Annotated in this window: 16 protein-coding genes and 1 pseudogene; 13 read left to right on the top strand and 4 right to left on the bottom strand. The window is 67.7% G+C overall.

Annotation, left to right across the window (positions count from 1 at the left end; genetic code table 11):
* Positions 1 to 156 precede the first annotated feature (156 nt).
* The 13 genes and pseudogenes from AC5P6X_RS07225 to AC5P6X_RS07165 all read left to right on the top strand — a co-directional run bounded on the left by AC5P6X_RS07225 (position 157) and on the right by AC5P6X_RS07165 (position 13586).
* Positions 157 to 696: a GNAT family N-acetyltransferase gene (locus AC5P6X_RS07225; protein WP_005408429.1), complete on the top strand. Its 540-nt coding sequence runs from the start codon at positions 157 to 159 to the stop codon at positions 694 to 696.
* Positions 693 to 1025, top strand: a complete 333-nt coding sequence (locus tag AC5P6X_RS07220; RefSeq protein ID WP_012479365.1) for a non-heme iron oxygenase ferredoxin subunit — start codon at positions 693 to 695, stop codon at positions 1023 to 1025. Before AC5P6X_RS07225 ends, AC5P6X_RS07220 begins: the two co-directional genes overlap by 4 nt.
* A gap of 200 nt (positions 1026 to 1225) precedes the next feature.
* Positions 1226 to 1630, top strand: a complete 405-nt coding sequence (locus AC5P6X_RS07215; RefSeq protein ID WP_049448608.1) for a hypothetical protein — start codon at positions 1226 to 1228, stop codon at positions 1628 to 1630.
* A gap of 152 nt (positions 1631 to 1782) precedes the next feature.
* Positions 1783 to 4089 (top strand): TonB-dependent receptor, encoded by a 2307-nt coding sequence (locus AC5P6X_RS07210; RefSeq protein WP_005408426.1) that lies wholly within the window; start codon positions 1783 to 1785, stop codon positions 4087 to 4089.
* Between the two features lie 68 nt (positions 4090 to 4157).
* Positions 4158 to 4877, top strand: a complete 720-nt coding sequence (locus tag AC5P6X_RS07205; RefSeq protein ID WP_108270729.1) for a tetratricopeptide repeat protein — start codon at positions 4158 to 4160, stop codon at positions 4875 to 4877.
* A 10-nt stretch (positions 4878 to 4887) separates the two neighbouring features.
* Positions 4888 to 5565 (top strand): Fe2+-dependent dioxygenase, encoded by a 678-nt coding sequence (locus AC5P6X_RS07200; protein WP_057501291.1) that lies wholly within the window; start codon positions 4888 to 4890, stop codon positions 5563 to 5565.
* 164 nt (positions 5566 to 5729) lie between these two features.
* Positions 5730 to 6131 (top strand): hypothetical protein, encoded by a 402-nt coding sequence (locus AC5P6X_RS07195; RefSeq protein WP_108270730.1) that lies wholly within the window; start codon positions 5730 to 5732, stop codon positions 6129 to 6131.
* 146 nt (positions 6132 to 6277) lie between these two features.
* Positions 6278 to 8698 (top strand): annotated as a pseudogene (locus tag AC5P6X_RS07190) (TonB-dependent receptor domain-containing protein).
* Between the two features lie 199 nt (positions 8699 to 8897).
* Positions 8898 to 9536 carry a PepSY-associated TM helix domain-containing protein gene (locus tag AC5P6X_RS07185; protein ID WP_005408421.1) on the top strand — a complete coding sequence of 213 codons (639 nt, stop codon included), beginning with the start codon at positions 8898 to 8900 and terminating at the stop codon, positions 9534 to 9536.
* 26 nt (positions 9537 to 9562) lie between these two features.
* Entirely contained in the window at positions 9563 to 10081 is a 519-nt protein-coding gene (locus AC5P6X_RS07180; RefSeq protein ID WP_005408420.1) for a DUF2271 domain-containing protein, read from the top strand.
* A 75-nt stretch (positions 10082 to 10156) separates the two neighbouring features.
* The gene (locus tag AC5P6X_RS07175; RefSeq protein WP_049448602.1) at positions 10157 to 10960 is read left to right on the top strand and encodes a DUF4198 domain-containing protein; all 804 of its coding nucleotides are present in this window, start codon (positions 10157 to 10159) and stop codon (positions 10958 to 10960) included.
* Between the two features lie 53 nt (positions 10961 to 11013).
* Positions 11014 to 11985, top strand: coding sequence for an FAD:protein FMN transferase (locus tag AC5P6X_RS07170; RefSeq protein WP_049448739.1), 972 nt, complete (start codon positions 11014 to 11016; stop codon positions 11983 to 11985).
* Positions 11982 to 13586, top strand: coding sequence for a sulfite reductase subunit alpha (locus AC5P6X_RS07165; RefSeq protein WP_329756645.1), 1605 nt, complete (start codon positions 11982 to 11984; stop codon positions 13584 to 13586). The genes AC5P6X_RS07170 and AC5P6X_RS07165 overlap by 4 nt, the downstream gene beginning before the upstream one ends.
* Before the next feature lie 147 nt (positions 13587 to 13733).
* Here the strand turns inward: AC5P6X_RS07165 and AC5P6X_RS07160 are convergent, their stop codons facing one another.
* The 4 genes from AC5P6X_RS07160 to AC5P6X_RS07145 all read right to left on the bottom strand — a co-directional run bounded on the left by AC5P6X_RS07160 (position 13734) and on the right by AC5P6X_RS07145 (position 16884).
* Entirely contained in the window at positions 13734 to 14342 is a 609-nt protein-coding gene (locus AC5P6X_RS07160) for a HutD/Ves family protein (RefSeq protein WP_005412516.1), read from the bottom strand.
* 34 nt (positions 14343 to 14376) lie between these two features.
* On the bottom strand, positions 14377 to 15102 hold the full coding sequence (locus AC5P6X_RS07155) for a murein L,D-transpeptidase catalytic domain family protein (protein WP_111109108.1): 726 nt from the start codon (positions 15100 to 15102) through the stop codon (positions 14377 to 14379).
* Between the two features lie 17 nt (positions 15103 to 15119).
* Complete coding sequence (locus tag AC5P6X_RS07150) at positions 15120 to 16205, bottom strand: L,D-transpeptidase (protein WP_212560556.1); 1086 nt, start codon at positions 16203 to 16205, stop codon at positions 15120 to 15122.
* Positions 16206 to 16557: 352 nt separating this feature from the next.
* The gene (locus AC5P6X_RS07145) at positions 16558 to 16884 is read right to left on the bottom strand and encodes a ComEA family DNA-binding protein (RefSeq protein ID WP_024958219.1); all 327 of its coding nucleotides are present in this window, start codon (positions 16882 to 16884) and stop codon (positions 16558 to 16560) included.
* Positions 16885 to 16918: the final 34 nt, after the last annotated feature.

The following is a 16918-nucleotide window of genomic DNA, read 5'->3' as shown; positions in this document are numbered from 1 at the left end:
CCGTCTCCGCCTTGCCAATCCATTTCTGCCTCCTGCGGGAAAGCGACGAACGGCGAGCATAGCCGGTGCTCCGGGGTCAGATCCCTTCCGCGTTGCGAAAGGGATCTGCCCCCTCCCCCCATTTGCGCCCGCCCACGCCCCCCCTAGAATGGGGCCATGAGCACCCTGACCTTCCGCGCCGCCACGCCGGCCGACATCCCCGCCCTGATCGCCCTCGTCACCTCGGCCTACCGTGGCGACGCCAGCCGCGTCGGCTGGACCACCGAAGCCGACCTGCTGGATGGCGCCCGCATCGACGCCGAAGGCATCCAGGCCGACCTCGACCGCCCGCGCTCGACCATCCTGCTGGCCGAGCGCGGGGACCAGCTGGTGGCCTGCGCCCACGTCGCCGATGTCGACGGCAAGGGCTACTTCGGCATGTTCTCGGTCGATCCGGCCCAGCAGGGCGGCGGCGTCGGCAAGCAGCTGATGGATGCCGCCGAAGCACACGCCGCGCGCGAATGGAACGTACCGGTGATGCAGATGACCGTCATCGACGTGCGCGACGAGCTGATCGCCTTCTACGAGCGCCGCGGCTACAGCCGTACCGGCATCAAGAAGCCGTTCCCGTATGGCGACGAACGCTTCGGCATCCCCAAGCGCGACGACCTGCGCTTCGAGATCCTGGAAAAGCCGCTGAACGGAGCCGCCGCGTGAGTGAGGCCTGGACCTTTGTCTGTGCCGGCAACGAGCTGCTGCCGGGTGAAATGAAGAGCGTGTTCGACGAAGTGACCGGCACGCCGATCGTGGTATTCAACCTCGACGGCGAGCTGTACGCACTGGAAGACCAGTGCACGCATGAAGAGTTCGAACTGTCCTCGGGCGAGTTCAACACTACCGAAGGCAGCGTGGAGTGCGTGCTGCACGGCGCGCGCTTCGACGTGCGCGATGGCCGCGCCCTGTGTGCCCCGGCCTATACCCCGGTGCCCAAATTCCCGGTGAAGCGCGAGCACGACGCGGTCTGGACCCGCGACGACCGGGATTGAGGCGGCGCTCTGCCCGGAGAGCCCCCAGAGGGCGCCTCGCGGGAGAGCATCCACCGATGGGGTGATCCACTGGAGTGCACTGAGGGGCCTTCCAGGGCCCTTCCAGGCCATCCAGATCGGCAACCCGATTGCGCATATGCGAATCATTATCGTTGATGTTATTCTACGTAACATCTTCGTAACGACATCGCCCCTGCGCCATGGCTTCGCCCGCGCCCACCGCCACGCTGTGCCAGCTCGCCCGCCAAGGGTGGCCACTGCTCGTGGCCGTGCTGCTGACGTTGCTGCTGGGCTGGTCGGCCTTGCACGAAGGGCGTGGCGGCGATCCGGCTGCGCATGGCTGGCAGGCACACGCTGAAGATCTGCTGCAGGCGATGCCGCTGCCGCAACCGCCAGCCGACGAATGCCCGCAGCACGCCGCACCAGCACCGGAGACTCCGTTCGATGGCGAGGGCACCTCGCCCTGCACCGGTCTGGTCCCTGCACGCGCCGCTCTGGTCGCGCGTATCCCGCTGTGGCGCTCCGATGCCCTGCGCTGGCAGTTGCATGATCCCGCGCTGCGGTTGAACCCCGGCCACGCACCACCCGCACCGCACGCCAGCTGAGGCGCCCTGCGGCCGTTGCCGTGCGCCTGATTGCGTTTCCCGCCAGCCGAGCCTGGCTCGGCTCTACAGCACCCACTTCCCGCCTGTCGCCGCATGCCCATCTGCGCCGGCTCGCGCTCGCCCTTTCCCGATCCAAGCCACTACCCACAGTCATGACCCACATCACGTCCCGCAAGCACGCCCCGCGCGTTTCCCTGCTCGCCACCGCCACCCTGGCCGCGGGCTTTGCTCCGCTGGCTGCGCAGGCTGCCGACGGCGCCGACGCCGGTTCCCGCAACGCCACCGAGCTGGACAAGGTGCAGGTGCGCGGCAGCTGGTTCAACCCGTCCTCGCCGAAGTTCACCGCCGAGCTGCTGGACACCCCGAAGTCGGTGTCGATCGTGTCGGAGAAGCTGATCGCCGAAACCGGTGCGACCAACCTGCAGGATGCGCTGCGCATGGTGCCGGGCATCACCTTCGGTGCCGGCGAAGGCGGCAATCCGACCGGTGACCGCCCCTTCATCCGTGGCTTCGATTCGCAGAGCAACGTGTTCGTCGACGGACTGCGCGACGTCGGCTCGCAGACCCGCGAGATCTTCGACCTGGAGCAGGTGGAAGTGGTCAAGGGCCCGAGCTCGGCCTACGGCGGCCGTGACTCCGGTGGTGGCAGCCTGAACCTGGTGAGCAAGACGCCGAAGCTGAAGAACGAGACCAGCGCCAGCATGGGCATCGGCACCGACAGCTACGCGCGCGGCACCGTGGACGCCAACTACGTGCTGGGCGATGGCATCGCCGCCCGCCTGAACCTGATGAAGCACGAATCGGACATCGCCGGCCGCGACGCCGCCAACGTCAGCCGCTGGGGCATCGCGCCGTCGATCGCGTTCGGCCTGAACGGACCGGCGCAGCTGATCGCCAGCCACTACCACATGCAGAGCGATGACCTGCCGGACGCGGGTGGCTTCCCCTACAGCAATCCGTTCTCCAGCGGCCCGAACGTGGCCAAGAACGGCGATGGCCGGCCGATGGTGCCGGACCGCAACAACTACTACGGCCTGGTCGACCGTGATTTCCAGCGCACCCGCGCCGACATCAGCACCCTGGATGCCAGCTACGACTTCGGTGGCCACAAGCTGCGCAACATCGCGCGCCTGGGCAACACCAGCAACGACTACCTGTGGACCCAGCCGGACGACAGCAAGGGCAACCCCAACCTGTACGGCACCTTGTGGCGTCGCACCAACACCCGTGCGGTCGACGTCAAGAGCTTCGCCGACCAGCTGGGCCTGACCGGTGCGTTCCAGACCGGCGCGCTCAAGCACAGCTACAGCGCGGGCGTGGAGTACAGCGACGAGAAGATGACCCGTGGCAGCTACCTGATGTCGCCGGGCACCGCCAATCCCCTTGAAAACAGCGCCAACAGCACTCGCTGCCAGGTGTCCGGCGCGGCCACCGGCTACAACTGCACCGACTTCAACAATCCGAACCCGAACGATCCGTGGGCGGCCGGTCAGATCGTCTATCGCAGCGACAAGGCACTGGACGTCGAGCAGCGCACCAAGACCACCTCGGCCTACGTGTTCGACACCATCGAGCTCAATGAGCAGTGGATGATCAACCTCGGCCTGCGCTACGACGACTTCCGTACCACCCTGACCACTCCGGTGGCCGGCAAGGCACCGACCCGCGTGCGCAACAGCAACGACTTCCTGAACTACCAGGCCGGCGTGGTGTTCAAGCCGGCCGCCAACGGCAGCATCTACCTGTCCTGGGGCACCTCCTCGACCCCGCCGGGCATGGACGGTGGCGACGGTTCGGACGGCCTGAGCGCCGCCGTGGCCGACCTCAAGCCGCAGGACACCAGGAACCTCGAACTGGGCACCAAGTGGGACCTGTTCGACAAGCGCCTGAACCTGACTGCCGCGATCTTCCACACCGTGATGAACAACGCACGCGTGACCATCGACAACGGCACCAGCCAGAACGCCGGCAAGAAGGAAATCAACGGCTTCGAGCTGGGCTTCACCGGCCAGCTGACCGATGCCTGGAGCCTGTACGGCGGCTACACCTACCTGGACTCGGAACTGAAGGACAACGGTTTCGTCTGTGGCGCACCGGTGGGCCGCACCTGCCCGTCCAACGTCTACGTGCCGTCGCCGAACAACGGCAACGAGTTCCCGAACACCGCCAAGCACAGCGCCAACCTGTGGACCACCTACCGCTTCCCGATCGGCCTGACCATCGGCGCCGGTGCGTTCTACTCGGACAAGCAGTACGGTGACGTCGCCAACACCAAGTGGATTGCCAGCTACACCCGCTTCGACGCGATGGCCAGCTACGCGATCCAGGACAACATCAGCCTGCAGCTCAACGTGCAGAACCTGACCGACAAGACCTACTTCACCAAGGCCTATGCCTCGCACTACGCGAGCATCGCCCCGGGTCGCTCGGCCACCCTGGCACTGAACGTGAAGTTCTGATGTAACTGCGCTCCACCACGGCGGCAGGCTCTCCTGCCGCCGTTTTTGTTTCCGGCGATACTCACCCCATGGCAACCCGTACCCCCATCGACAGCGATGCTCTGGCCGAGCTGCTGCAGCACGATCCGCAGGCTGCCTTCGCACGCGTGCGCGACGCCGCGCAGGCCGGACAGGTCGAGGCACAACTGCTGCTCGCGCAGATGCACATGGAAGGCAAAGGCACCGCACAGGACGCCTCGGCGGCACGGCTCTGGTACGAAACCGCCGCCAACAACGGCGCGCCGATGGCGATGAACATGCTGGGCCGCTGCCACGAACTGGGCCAGGGCACCGCACCCGACCCGGTGCTGGCCGCGGTGTGGTACCGGCGCGCGGCCGACACCGGCTTGGACTGGGGCCTGTACAACCTGGCCAACCTGCTGGCCACCGGCCGCGGCGTGCCCCAGGACCGCGCACAGGCGCTGGCCCTGTACACCCGTGCCGCACACCTGGGCCATGCCAAATCGATGAACCTGCTGGCCCGCCACCTCGAAGACGGGCTGGATACCGCACCCGATCCGCAGGCAGCCCTGGCCTGGTACCAGCGCGCGGCCGAAGCCGGCGATTTCCGCGGCCAGGCGAACTACGCCTCGATCCTGCTGCAGGCCGGACAGGTCGAGCAGGCCGTGCACTGGTTGCGGCGCGCACTGGCCCACGGCAGCCCGGCGTTCATGGCGCACATCGTGCCCGAACTGGCCGCGTCGCCGCATCCACAAGTGCGCGCCCTGGTCGCGCCGCCGTCCCTCTGAGGAGTCCCGCATGCTGCTGCACATCCCCGACATTCTCAGCGCCGACCAGGTGGCCGACTTTCGCCGCCGACTGGATGCCGCCGACTGGACCGATGGCCGCGAAACCGTCGGCCATCTGGGCGCGCAGGCCAAGCACAACCAGCAGCTGCCCGAGGCCTCACCGCTGCGCCGCGAACTGGGCGAGATCATCCTCGTCGCGCTGGCCCGGCACCCGCTGTTCTTCAGCGCCGCGCTGCCGCTGAAATACCTGCCGCCGCGTTTCAACCGCTACAGCGGTGGGGGCACCTATGGCTTCCACGTCGACGGCGCAGTGATGAACCTGGCCAACGGCGAACAGCTGCGTTCGGACATTTCCTGCACCCTGTTCCTGTCGGCGCCGGACGAGTACGAGGGCGGCGAACTGATCATCAGCGACACCTACGGCGAGCACGAAGTGAAGCTGCCGGCCGGCGACCTGATCGTGTACCCGTCCAGCAGCCTGCACCAGGTGCGCCCCGTAACCGCAGGCGCGCGCGTGGCCTCGTTCTTCTGGGTACAGAGCATGATCCGCGACGATGTGCAGCGCCGCCTGCTGTGGGAAATGGACGGCTCGATCGAGCGCCTGCGGCAGACCGGCGGCGACGCCGAGGCGGTGCTGCAGCTGACCGGCGTGTACCACAACCTGCTGCGGCGCTGGAGCGAAGTCTGAGCCCCATTCGGCCAGCCTGAGACGTTTTGGCAATCATTCTCATTTGCAACAGATAACAGCTCTCATTACAATCACGCCCCGTTGATGCCGGCCGCTGCCGGCAGACCCTTGGGGACCTCTGCTTGCTGCGCCCGCTTCGCCCTCGCCCACTCATCCATCGCAAGATGGGCACCGCCATGCGCGGCCAGCGTCCTGCGCTGGCCAGCCTGCTGGCGTGGGTGGCGATGCTGGCCGTGCTGCTGGGCACCCTGCCGCTGCTGCCACACGGCCAGGCCGGAATGGCCGTGCAGATGCCGCTGGAAGAGCGCGGTGGCGAAGGCACCTTGCAGGAAGAGGCACCGGCCAAGCTGCGCCGCTGTGCTGCCGCTCCGGTGAAATCAGCCGAGAAGGCACGCCCGCCGTTGCTGCTGGCCAGCCAATGGCTGCGCACCGAGCTTGAACTCGTACCCGCCACGCCGGCCATGCCCGGCGTGCGCCCGGACTGGCCGCTGGCCGCTCCGGACACGCCCTGGGCCGATGCGCCCGGGCGCCGCCAGCAACGCGGCCAGGCGCCGCCGCTCGCCTGATTCACGGCCCCGCGTGACCGCCTGCGCGGTCGTGCCCGCGCGCCGCTGCCTGCTTCATCCCTGCCGCCCCTGACCGGGCCTCCCCGTGCATGCCGCGCCGTTCGCGCCTGGCATCGCACCACCCTGCATCCTTCGAGGTTACTGCCATGGCCCAGCGCCATCGTGTCCGTTCGTCCCTGTCCCGTACCCTGCTGACCAGCGCCGTGCTGGCAGCCATGACCGCCCCTGCCTTCGCCCACGGTGACGCTACCGGCGCGCCACAGACGCTGGACAAGGTGGTGGTCACCGCCTCCGGCTTCGAGCAGAAGGTGATCGATGCACCGGCCAGCATCAGCGTGGTCAGCCGCGAAGAACTCAGCAAGCGCCCCTACACCAACCTGGTCGATGCGCTGCGCGACGTCGAAGGCATCGATGTCGGCCTGGAGGCCACCGACAAGAACGGCCGCGCCACCATCTCCATGCGCGGCCTGCCGTCCGAGTACACCCTGGTGCTGATCGACGGCCGTCGCCAGAGCAATGTCGGCCAGCTGTACCCGAACAATTTCGGTGGCGGCCAGTTCGCCTACCTGCCGCCGCTGGACGCGATCGAGCGCATCGAAGTCGTGCGCGGCCCGATGTCCACGCTGTATGGCTCGGACGCGATGGGTGGCGTGATCAACATCATCACCCGACGCAACCAGGACCGCTGGCACGGCGCCGTGACCCAGGGCTTCACCGTGCAGCAGGATGACCAGTTCGGTGATGCGCGCACCACCGACCTGTACCTCAGCGGCCCGCTGCTGAAGGACCGCCTCAGCCTGGCGGTGCGCGGCAGCTACTACGACGCCAAGGCCTCCAATCCGGAGTGGGACGCACTGACCCTGCCCGACGGCAGCCTGTGGGAGCGCAGCATCGGCTTCGGCGGCGGTGGCAAGTCGGTGGCCAACACCAACTGGAATACCGGCGTGCGCGTGGACTTCCGGGTCAACGATGACCACGAACTGTGGCTGGACTACGACGTGTCGCGGCAGAAGTACGACAACAGCGAAGGCCAGACCGGCACGCTGGACAGCCTGGCCAGCCTGTGGCGTGTCGGCAATGCGGTCATCCCCAACCCGAACGGCAGCGGCACCGTCACCCGCCGCGTGGTGCAGCCGCGCGTCGGCTACACCGCCTACCAGCGCTATGAGCGCGATCAGCTGTCGCTGACCCACCAGGGCCGCTACAGCTTCGGCACCTGGCAGACCTCACTGACCCACAGCAAGAGCAGCAACCTGGGTCGTTCGCTGCCGCTGACCCTGGACGAGCGCGCCAACCTGCAGACGCTGTGGAATGACGTCTGCCGCCGCACCGGTGCCGCCAACAACTGTGCGGCCGGCCGTGGCAATGCCCTGGCCGCGCTCAACCCGAGCGAGATGGCGCGCCTGCAGGCGTTCCTGCCGCGTCCGCTGCGCGCCATGGAACTGGAAGGCTACGTGCTCGACACGATGCTCGACCTCGACTTCGGCGCGCACAAGCTGACCGTCGGCGGCCAGTACAACGACACCGACATGATCGACGGCGTGTTCGGCATGGATGGCGCCGGTTATCGCAGCAACACTAGGCAGAAGCACCGCATGTGGGCGCTGTTCGCCGAGGACAACTGGGCGCTGACCGATACCCTCACCGCTACCTTCGGCCTGCGCTACGACGACCACAACGTGTTCGGCAGCCACGTCAGTCCGCGTGGCTACCTGGTGTGGAACGCCAGCGATGCGTGGACCTTCAAGGGTGGCGTCAGCACCGGCTACAAGACCCCGCGACCGGACCAGTTGTTCCCGGGTATCACCGGCTTCGGTGGCCAGGGCGTGCTGCCGCTGGTCGGTTCCCCGAACCTCAAGCCTGAAACCAGCACCAACTACGAGCTGGCCGCCTACTACGAAGGCCAGCGCTGGGGCTTCAACGTCACCGGCTTCTTCAACACGTTCGAAGACAAGATCGCCAGCGGCGGAACGTTCCCGAACTGCGAAGTGGCGCGCGCCGGCAGCGGCTACTGCGTGGACATCGGCCCAGGCTGGGCAGCACTGGGCTACAGCACCTTCACCCAGAGCGTGAACATCGACAAGGCCGAGACCCGCGGCGCGGAACTGGCCGGTCATGTCGACCTGCTCGACACCCTGCAGCTGCGCGGCAACTACACCTGGACCAGGAGCGAGCAGACCAGCGGCCCCGACAAGGGACGCCCGATCTCAGGCACCACGCCGGCAAAGCACATGGCCAACGCCAGCCTCAACTGGCAGCTCAACGAAGCGATCAGCCTGTCGCTGATCGGCGAAGGCCGCTACGACCGCTATCGCGACACCCTCATCGACAGTGCCGGCACCCGCCACGTGCGCTATTAAGAGGACTACACGATCTTCCACCTGGGGGGCAGCTGGAAGGCTACGCCGTGGCTGACGGTCAATGCACGGGTCAACAACCTGTTCGACAAGGACTTCGTTTCGCAGTCGTGCCTGCTGCTCAATCCCAGCGAGTTCAGCTGCGTGGATGACTACGCGACCAAGGACCAGCGCCGCAGCTACTGGATTTCGTTGAACGCGAAGTTCTGATCGCCGTGCCCTTCCCCGGTGGGTGCCGACCTTGGTCGGCACCGCTTCATCCACGCATGGCCTGGATCTACCGATCGGTAGTGCCGGCCGCTGGCCGGCAACCCGCAATGCCTGCTCCCGGGATACAGAACGATACGCAATTGCGAGCTATTCTCATCAATGATGTAATGGGCAGTCCTCGTCCGCCTCGAACCGTGCCGTGAGCCGTCCTGCCTCTTCCACCGTGCAGCAGCAACAGAACCGTGGCTTCTGGCTGCGGACGCTGCACCAGTGGCACTGGATCAGCTCGGCGGTGTGCCTGATCGGCATGCTGCTGTTCGCGGTGACCGGCCTGACCCTCAACCATGCCGCGAAGATCGAGGCCAAGCCCGAGGTGCAGAACCAGCATCTTGAACTGCCGGCCGCGCTGCTTGGACAGCTCGGCACGCGCGAAGACGGCAACGCACCGATTCCGCGCCCTGCCCGGCAGTGGCTGGACACGCAGCTTGGCATCGCCATCGGCGGGCGACCGGCCGAGTGGTCGCCCGAAGAGATCTACCTGTCGCTGCCCCGCCCCGGCGGCGACGCCTGGCTGAGCATCGATCGCGAGACCGGCGCGGTGGAATACGAATCGACCTCGCGCGGCGCGGTGTCCTACCTCAACGACCTGCACAAGGGCCGCAACGCGGGCCCGGCGTGGGGCTGGTTCCTGGACCTGTTCGCCGTGGCCTGCCTGGTGTTCTGCATCACCGGCCTGTTCCTGCTGCACCTGCATGCGCGGCAGCGGCGCATGACCTGGCCGCTGGTCGGCCTCGGCCTGATGATCCCGCTGCTGATCGCCCTGTTGCTGATCCACTGACTTTTCCCCGTTTCCGGAGCCGCCCCATGCGCGTCACCCTGACCATCGCCCTCAGCGGCCTGCTGGCCACCTCGCCGGCCTATGCCACCACCCTCGACATCAACGTCGAAGTGCCCAAGCTCAACGTGGCCGAATACCACCGCCCGTATGTGGCTGTGTGGCTGGAAGGCGCCGACCAGAAGGTCGCGGCCAACCTCTCGGTCTGGTACCAGCAGACCAGCAACAGCGAAGGCCACGGCACCAAGTGGCTGCCCGACCTGCGCCAGTGGTGGCGCAAGAGCGGCCGCACCCTGCAGGTGCCGGTGGACGGCGTGACCGGTCCGACCCGCCCGGCCGGCAAGCACGCACTGTCGTTCAATGACAGGCAGCCGGCACTGAAGCAGCTGGCCCCGGGCAACTACACTCTGGTAGTGGAAGCGGTGCGCGAAGTCGGCGGCCGCGAACTGCTGAAGATCCCCTTCACCTGGCCGGCCACCGCCGCGCAGAACGGCAAGGCGCAGGGCGCCACCGAACTGGGCCAGGTCACCCTCGCCGTCAAACCCTGAAAAGGGGACGGAGGGGATTAAGTCGTAATCCCCTCGCCCTTGTCGCATTACCCCGCATCCACTGGAGTCTTCCGCATGAAGCGCACGCTCGTCCTCGCCGCCGCCCTGGCCGCTGCCCTTCCCTTCTCCGCCCTGGCCCACAAGGCCTGGCTGCTGCCCTCGCAGACCGTGATCGCCGGCAACGCGCCGTGGATCACCGTCGACGGTGCGGTCTCCAACGACCTGTTCTACTTCAACCACGTGCCGCTGCGCCTGGAATCGCTGGTGATCACCGCGCCGGACGGCAGCAGCGTGCAGCCGCAGAACGCGTCGACCGGCAAGTACCGCAGCGTGTTCGATGTCGAGCTGAAGCAGCCCGGCACCTACCGCATTGCGTCGGTCAATGACGGCCTGTTCGCCACCTACGAGCAGAACGGCGAGCGCAAGCGCTGGCGCGGCAGCGTTGCCACCTTCGGCGAACTGCCGAAGGACGCGAAGAAGCTGGAAGTGAGCCAGTCAGTCGGCCGCGTGGAAACCTTCGTCACCAACGGCGCGCCGAACGATACTGCGCTGAAGCCGACCAACCGTGGCATCGAGCTGGTCGCCGTCGGCCACCCGAACGATCTGTTCGCCGGCGAGGAAGCCACCTTCCGCGTGCTGGTCGACGGCAAACCGGCCGCCGGCCTGGAATTCGAGATCGTGCGTGGCGCCACCCGCTACCGCAACGCACAGGACGAGCTGAAGGTCACCAGCGATGCCAAGGGCGAGATCAAGGTGACCTGGCCGGAAGCCGGCATGTACTGGCTGGAAACCGGCACCGAGGACAACAAGACGTCGGTGAAGCAGGCCGCCAAGCGCCGCCTGAGCTACGTCGCCACGCTGGAAGTGCTGCCGCAGTAATGACGTGGACCGCGATGCCGGGCAGCCCGGCATCGCACCCGCAACGCATCACCATGACCGATTCCCTGCTCGACATCGCCCGCCTCGGCGGCACCACCATGGGCACCACCTGGAGCGTGTCGCTGGTCGCGCCGCGCCAGCGCGACCTGCACCCGCTGCACGCCGGCATCCAGGCGCGGCTGGACGAAGTGGTCGCGCAGATGAGTACCTGGGAGCCCGGTTCGGACCTGAGCCGCTACAACCGCGCCGACGCGGGCCAATGGTGCGTGCTGCCGGCCGAGACCCGCCACGTTCTGGCCTGCGCACAGGCCATCGCTTCCGCCAGTGGCGGCGCCTTCGATCCCACCCTCGGTCCGCTGGTTGCCCTGTGGGGCTTCGGTGCACATGCCGGTGAACGCCGCCAGCCCGACGACGCTACCCTGCAGGCCACGCGCGATCGCTGCGGTTGGCAGCGCCTGCAGTGGCAGGACGATGCGCTGCTGCAACCGGGTGGGCTGGAACTGGATCTCTCCGCGATCGCCAAGGGCTTTGGCGTCGACCATGTCGCTGCGTGGCTGCGCACACAGGGCATCACTGCCGCGCTGGTCGAAGTCGGCGGCGAACTGGCCGGCTACGGCCGCAAACCGGACGGCCAGCCATGGCGCGTGCTGGTGGAGTCCGCGCCGGAAGAAGATGCGCACACCAATACCCCGCTGCGGGTGCTGGCGCTGGAGGGCAAGGCGGTGGCCACCTCCGGCGATCGCTGGCACCAGTACCAGGTCGATGGCGAGGCCTACAGTCACAGCCTGGACCCGCGTTCGGGCAGACCGGTGCGCCAGGTTGCCGCGGCAGTCACCGTGGTGGCCGACGACGCCATGCACGCCGATGCCTGGGCCACCGCACTGACCGTGCTGGGCCGCGAACAGGGCATGGCGCTGGCCGAACGCGAAGGGCTGGCTGCGCGCTACCTGCAACGCGCAGCGGACGGCCCGCAGGAATTCCTCAGCAGCGCCTTCCAGCGCCTGCTCGACGAGCAGAGCCCATGAGTACCCGGCCGTCGCGCGCGTGGCTCGGCAACGCGCTGGTCCTGCTTCTGCTGGCGCTGATCGGCTGGGCGCTGCTGCGCCTGCACCTCGGTGAAGCCTGGTGGCAGGGCGCGCCACCGGCGCGGCAGTCTCAGATCGCGGTACTCGCCACGGCGCTGTATGCGCTGGCCTGCGTTGCGCTGTGGTGGCGTGGGCGCCCGCGCGACGATGCCGCAAGCGGAGACTCCGCGCCCATCCTGCTGGCCTGGTCCAGCCAGACCGGCTTTGCCCGCGAACTGGCCGAACGCAGTGCCGAGGCCCTGCGCGGTGCCGGCGTGCCAGCGCGCGTGCGCGGACTGCATGAGGTCGACGCCGTGTTGCTGGCCGGCAGCCAGCGCGCGCTGTTCATTGCCAGCACCACCGGCGAAGGTGATCCGCCCGACCACGCCCTGCCGTTCCTGCGCGGGGTGATGGCCACGCCGCCCTCGCTGCAGCATCTGCACTACGGCGTGCTCGCACTGGGCGACCGCAGCTATGGCCACTTCTGCGGATTCGGTCACCAGCTCGACCAATGGCTGCGCCAGCACGGCGCGCATCCACTGTTCGATGCAATCGAAGTCGACAACGCCGATCCGGCGGCGCTGCGCCATTGGCAGCAGTTGCTGGGACAACTCGGCGGTAACGCCAGCGAACTGCCCGACTGGAGTCCGGCCGAGTACCAGCCGTGGACGCTGCTGCAGCGCGAGCATCTGAACCCCGGCAGCCCCGGCGGCCCCGTGTATTGGTTGCGCCTGCAGCCCCCAGCCGATGCAGATGCGCAATGGCAGGCCGGTGACATCGCCGAGATCGGCCCACAGCACGCATCGCACACCGTGCGTGCCTGGCTGGACACACAACGCTTTGACGCAGACATCGTGCTGGATGACGGACAGACGTTGCTGGCACGCGTCGCGCGCTCGCACCTGCCCTCATTGGTTCCCCCGGGTGATCTGCCTGCATTGCTGGCGACCCTGCAGCCGCTGCCGCATCGCGAGTACTCGATCGCCTCGGTGATGGCCGACGGTGCGGTGGAGCTGCTGCTGCGCCGCCAACTGCGCGCCGATGGAACACCGGGCATCGGCAGTGGCTGGCTGTGCGACCACGCGGCCATCGACGAACCGGTGCAGCTGCGTCTGCGCCGCAACGACAATTTCCATGGCGTGCCCACCGATGTGCCGCTGCTGCTGATCGGCAACGGCACCGGCATCGCCGGCCTGCGCGCGCACCTGCACGAACGTGCCCGGAGTGGCGCGCGCCGCACCTGGCTGCTGTTCGGTGAGCGTACCGCCGCGCACGACTTCCACTTCGGTGAAGAACTGCAGGCGATGCTGACCGACGGCACGCTGGCGCGGCTGGATGCGGTGTTCAGCCGAGATGGCGGCGCGCATCGCTATGTGCAGGACCGGCTGCTGGCCGAAGCGGCAACGCTGCGGCAGTGGGTGGATGAAGGCACGACGATCCTGGTCTGCGGCAGCCTGCAGGGCATGGCCCCGGCGGTGGATGCGGTGATCGAGCAGGTGTTGGGTACTGCGGGCAAGGAAGCGCTGTTGCTGGCCGGTCGTTACCGGCGCGATGTGTATTGAACGAACCATCGGGGTCGGATCCCTTTCCGCAGGAAAGGGCTCTGACCCCAACCACAGCCGCACCATGACGGCGTGCCCAGGCATGGTGACAACCGCACAGCTGTAGATCCACGCCATGCGTGGATGGCGCCCACCGGCGCCCAGGAATCATCCCGCTGCTGCACTGACCCGTATCGCCAGCAACTCGCCACCGCCCTGCAATGCGTGCCGCTGACGTTCGCCGGCCGCCAACCATGCGGTATCGCCCGCCTGCAACGCCGGCAGCCCGCTGTCGGCACCAAACTCCGCCTGACCGGCCAGCAGATGCAGCGCCCAGGCCACGCCCGGTTCGCAGAAGAAAAACATCGCGCCCACCAGCGGCCGGTGCAGCAGTTCGGCCTGCAGCAGCTCGCGCTTCCACATCAGGTTGAAGTCGTGGGTGGTGCCATCGACCAGTTCCCCGTGCAGTGTCTCCTCACCAGCAAACCGCACTCGTCCGTGTGGCGGCAGCACTTCCGCCACGCGTCCATCGTCGAAGCGCAGACGCACGCCATTGCCCTGCAGCAACACCAGTTCGCGCTCCACGCCGGGGAAGGCAGAGAACGCGGCATCCTGTTCGATTTCGGCCACCGACAGGCGCAGCGCCCAGTCATCCCCCTGCGCGGGCAGGCGCAGGATCTCGCGGGTCCAGCCCAGGCCGTTGCGCCAACGTTCGCGGCGGTAGTCCAGGCTGGAGATCACCTGGCTCGGAGTGTGCAGCAGGGAGTCGATGTTCATCGGCGCATTGCATCATGCCGCGCGCCATCGTGCATCACCGCGTGGCGAGCGTGCCCTGGCCACCGCACCCGCCGGCCAACAGCTGCGAGTGCTTCAGCCAATCCTGGTCGGGGTAGTAAGCAAACACCATCGTGCCGCCACGCAACGCATCGATCAGCGACCTGGCCACCGACAGGCGCACCGCCGGGCAACCCAGGCTGCGGCCCAGCCGCCCCTGCAGCTGCGCGGCAGCCGGATTCACGTATGGCGCACCATGGATGACGATGGCTCGGTCACGCGCGCGGTCATTGAAGCCCGGTTCCAGCCCGGCCAGGCGCAGCGAATATCCATTGCCACCCATGTAGGTCTCCTGCGCGGTGAACGCGCCGAGGCTGGACATGAAACTGCCATCGCGGTTGGAGAAGTGCTCGGTGCGGTTCTCGCCACTGTTGCGGCCATGCGCCACCCACTCCTCGAACAGCAGGCGCTGGTGGGCCAGGTCGAACACCCACAGGCGCGGCTCGGTGGACGGGCGCGAATAGTCGATCACGCTGAGGCGATCACCGTTGATGCCCAGTTCCGGCCGCTGCAGCGCACAGCGCATGGCGTGCGCCGCCAGCTGCAACACGTGGCGGTCGGCCTTGGGCGCACTGCGCGACAGCAGGGCAGCCAGATCATCGGCGCTGGTGGCAAGGGCGGGCGTCTGTGCCAGCGCCGGGGCGCTGGCCGAGGTCGCCAGCAGGCCGAACGCGGCCAGCCGGCACAGGCGGGATGCAGTCATGGGCACAACGAGGGCACTCAGTTGCCCTTGAGGGTGGACCCTGGCGGCTCGGATTCCAAGACCGGCTGCATTCCGGATTCAGCCGGGCTTGGGCGGACCGCCGGCAGCGAGGTCACCAGCAGGGTCGTGCCCGGCACCAGCACCTGGTACAGCTGGCGGGCGAAATCGGCCGGCAGCGCCATCGGCAGCGAGGGCGTGGCCAGCAGGTCCGGCGTGGCCTGGGCACGGTCCTGGCCCAGCAACGGGTAGGCCGTCCACTGGTGCAGGCGCTGGTTCACGTCCAGCGGGCTGGGGGTGTCGCTGTAACCCTGCCCCATCACGAACAGCGTGGTGCCCTGGAACGCCGGCAGGGCGTCAGCCTTCAGCGGCGACTCGCCGATCATCACGCCATCGCGCAGCACGTACAGGCGCTGGTCGTGCAGGCTGACCAGGATGCCGACCTGCCCGGCCGGCGCCGCGCTGTCGTCCCACCAGGCCTGTGCCGGGGCTCCGCCCTCGGCCTCCGGCAGGGCCTGGCCGCGCGCGTTCACCGGCGCCAGCACCGACGGATAGGCCAGGGTCATCGGTGAGCTCTTGGCATCGGCCACGACCACGGTATCGCCGCGCTGGGTTTCGCTGAACAGCTTCTGCGCGAAGGCCTGCGGCAGGCGCACGCAGCCGTGCGAGGCGGGATGCCCGGGCAGGCTGCCGCCATGCAGGGCGATGCCGTCCCAGGTCAGCCGCTGCATGTACGGCATCGGCGCGCTGTTGTAGAGGTTGGACCTGTGGTCCTTGTCCTTCTGCAGGATGGTGAACACGCCGGTTGGCGTCTCGTGCCCGGCCTTGCCCGAGCTGATCGTGGTCAGGCCGATGGCAATGCCGTTGCGGTAGACGTAGGCGCGCTGCTCATCGAGGCTGACCACCAGCACGATCGGGCCGGTCGGCGAGATTTCCGGATGCCAGAGGTATTCGCCCGGCTTGAGGTCGGTCGGCCCGCGCACTTCAGCGCTGCTGGCTGCGGCAGCCGTGGGCTTGGCAGCCGCTGTCGGCGCAGCGGCATGGGCCAGCAGCGGCAGGGCCAGTGCAAGGGCGAGCATCAGGGTGGTGGGGCGGAGCGGGAGCATCCAGCGGGGGTCCTTTCCATGCGGTGCGGCCACCGTACACCATCGGCCCGTGGTGGCCGCGGCAAAACCAGGCGCCGGAAATGAAACTGCCCGGCGACACAGCCATGTGTCGTACCGGGCAATCGTTACGTCCTTGTCGGCCTGCTGCCGCCCCCTCGCATCCTGCGCTGTGGGGGTAGCGTTGCATCCTGCACGCGGCCGCGTCTGTCCTGCTTGTATCTCAGCCCCTTCCACAGGTCTGTGATGCCACCATCCTGGTGATTGGTGCCGCGTCCTGCGGCGGTCGGTGGTCACGGCCGTCCTGTCCGTGACCGCTGAACCAGCTTCCTGCCGGTTCCGACGATTCCTGCTGTCAGCGCCTCGGTACGGTTCGCACCGGTACCGATCCGGGTACCGGATCCGCCGGCAACAACCTGTTGCCTACGGTGATCCGCTGTCGATTCCGTTCGACGATTGCTTTCCCTATCCCCTTCACCTGCGTCAGGTCCTCGACGCGATGAAACGGGCCGTGTCTGCGCCGGTGCTCGACGATCGCCTCGGCCTTGGCGGCTCCGACCATCGTCAATCCCTGCTGCAGCGCCTGGGCATCGGCGCGGTTGATGTCGATCGGTTCGGCGGCATGCGCCCCAGCGATCCCCATGACCAGCACCAGTGCCCTCAACACGACAAACCAAGGCACAACGTGTATCTCCTTGTGATTCTGGCCGCCCCGA

Source organism: Stenotrophomonas sp. YJH_SMC_40 (assembly GCF_059368615.1).
This window is presented reverse-complemented; position numbering and strand designations above follow the sequence as displayed.

Excerpts from the sequence above, each read along its gene's own strand:
- AC5P6X_RS07215 (WP_049448608.1), top strand. The coding sequence starts at position 1,226 with ATGGCTTCGCCCGCGCCCACCGCCACGCTGTGCCAGCTCGCCCGCCAA.
- AC5P6X_RS07170 (WP_049448739.1), top strand. The coding sequence starts at position 11,014 with ATGACCGATTCCCTGCTCGACATCGCCCGCCTCGGCGGCACCACCATG.
- AC5P6X_RS07225 (WP_005408429.1), top strand. The coding sequence starts at position 157 with ATGAGCACCCTGACCTTCCGCGCCGCCACGCCGGCCGACATCCCCGCC.
- AC5P6X_RS07205 (WP_108270729.1), top strand. The coding sequence starts at position 4,158 with ATGGCAACCCGTACCCCCATCGACAGCGATGCTCTGGCCGAGCTGCTG.
- AC5P6X_RS07165 (WP_329756645.1), top strand. The coding sequence starts at position 11,982 with ATGAGTACCCGGCCGTCGCGCGCGTGGCTCGGCAACGCGCTGGTCCTG.
- AC5P6X_RS07150 (WP_212560556.1), bottom strand. The coding sequence starts at position 16,205 with ATGCTCCCGCTCCGCCCCACCACCCTGATGCTCGCCCTTGCACTGGCC.
- AC5P6X_RS07200 (WP_057501291.1), top strand. The coding sequence starts at position 4,888 with ATGCTGCTGCACATCCCCGACATTCTCAGCGCCGACCAGGTGGCCGAC.
- AC5P6X_RS07155 (WP_111109108.1), bottom strand. The coding sequence starts at position 15,102 with ATGACTGCATCCCGCCTGTGCCGGCTGGCCGCGTTCGGCCTGCTGGCG.
- AC5P6X_RS07180 (WP_005408420.1), top strand. The coding sequence starts at position 9,563 with ATGCGCGTCACCCTGACCATCGCCCTCAGCGGCCTGCTGGCCACCTCG.
- AC5P6X_RS07195 (WP_108270730.1), top strand. The coding sequence starts at position 5,730 with ATGGGCACCGCCATGCGCGGCCAGCGTCCTGCGCTGGCCAGCCTGCTG.
- AC5P6X_RS07175 (WP_049448602.1), top strand. The coding sequence starts at position 10,157 with ATGAAGCGCACGCTCGTCCTCGCCGCCGCCCTGGCCGCTGCCCTTCCC.
- AC5P6X_RS07210 (WP_005408426.1), top strand. The coding sequence starts at position 1,783 with ATGACCCACATCACGTCCCGCAAGCACGCCCCGCGCGTTTCCCTGCTC.
- AC5P6X_RS07160 (WP_005412516.1), bottom strand. The coding sequence starts at position 14,342 with ATGAACATCGACTCCCTGCTGCACACTCCGAGCCAGGTGATCTCCAGC.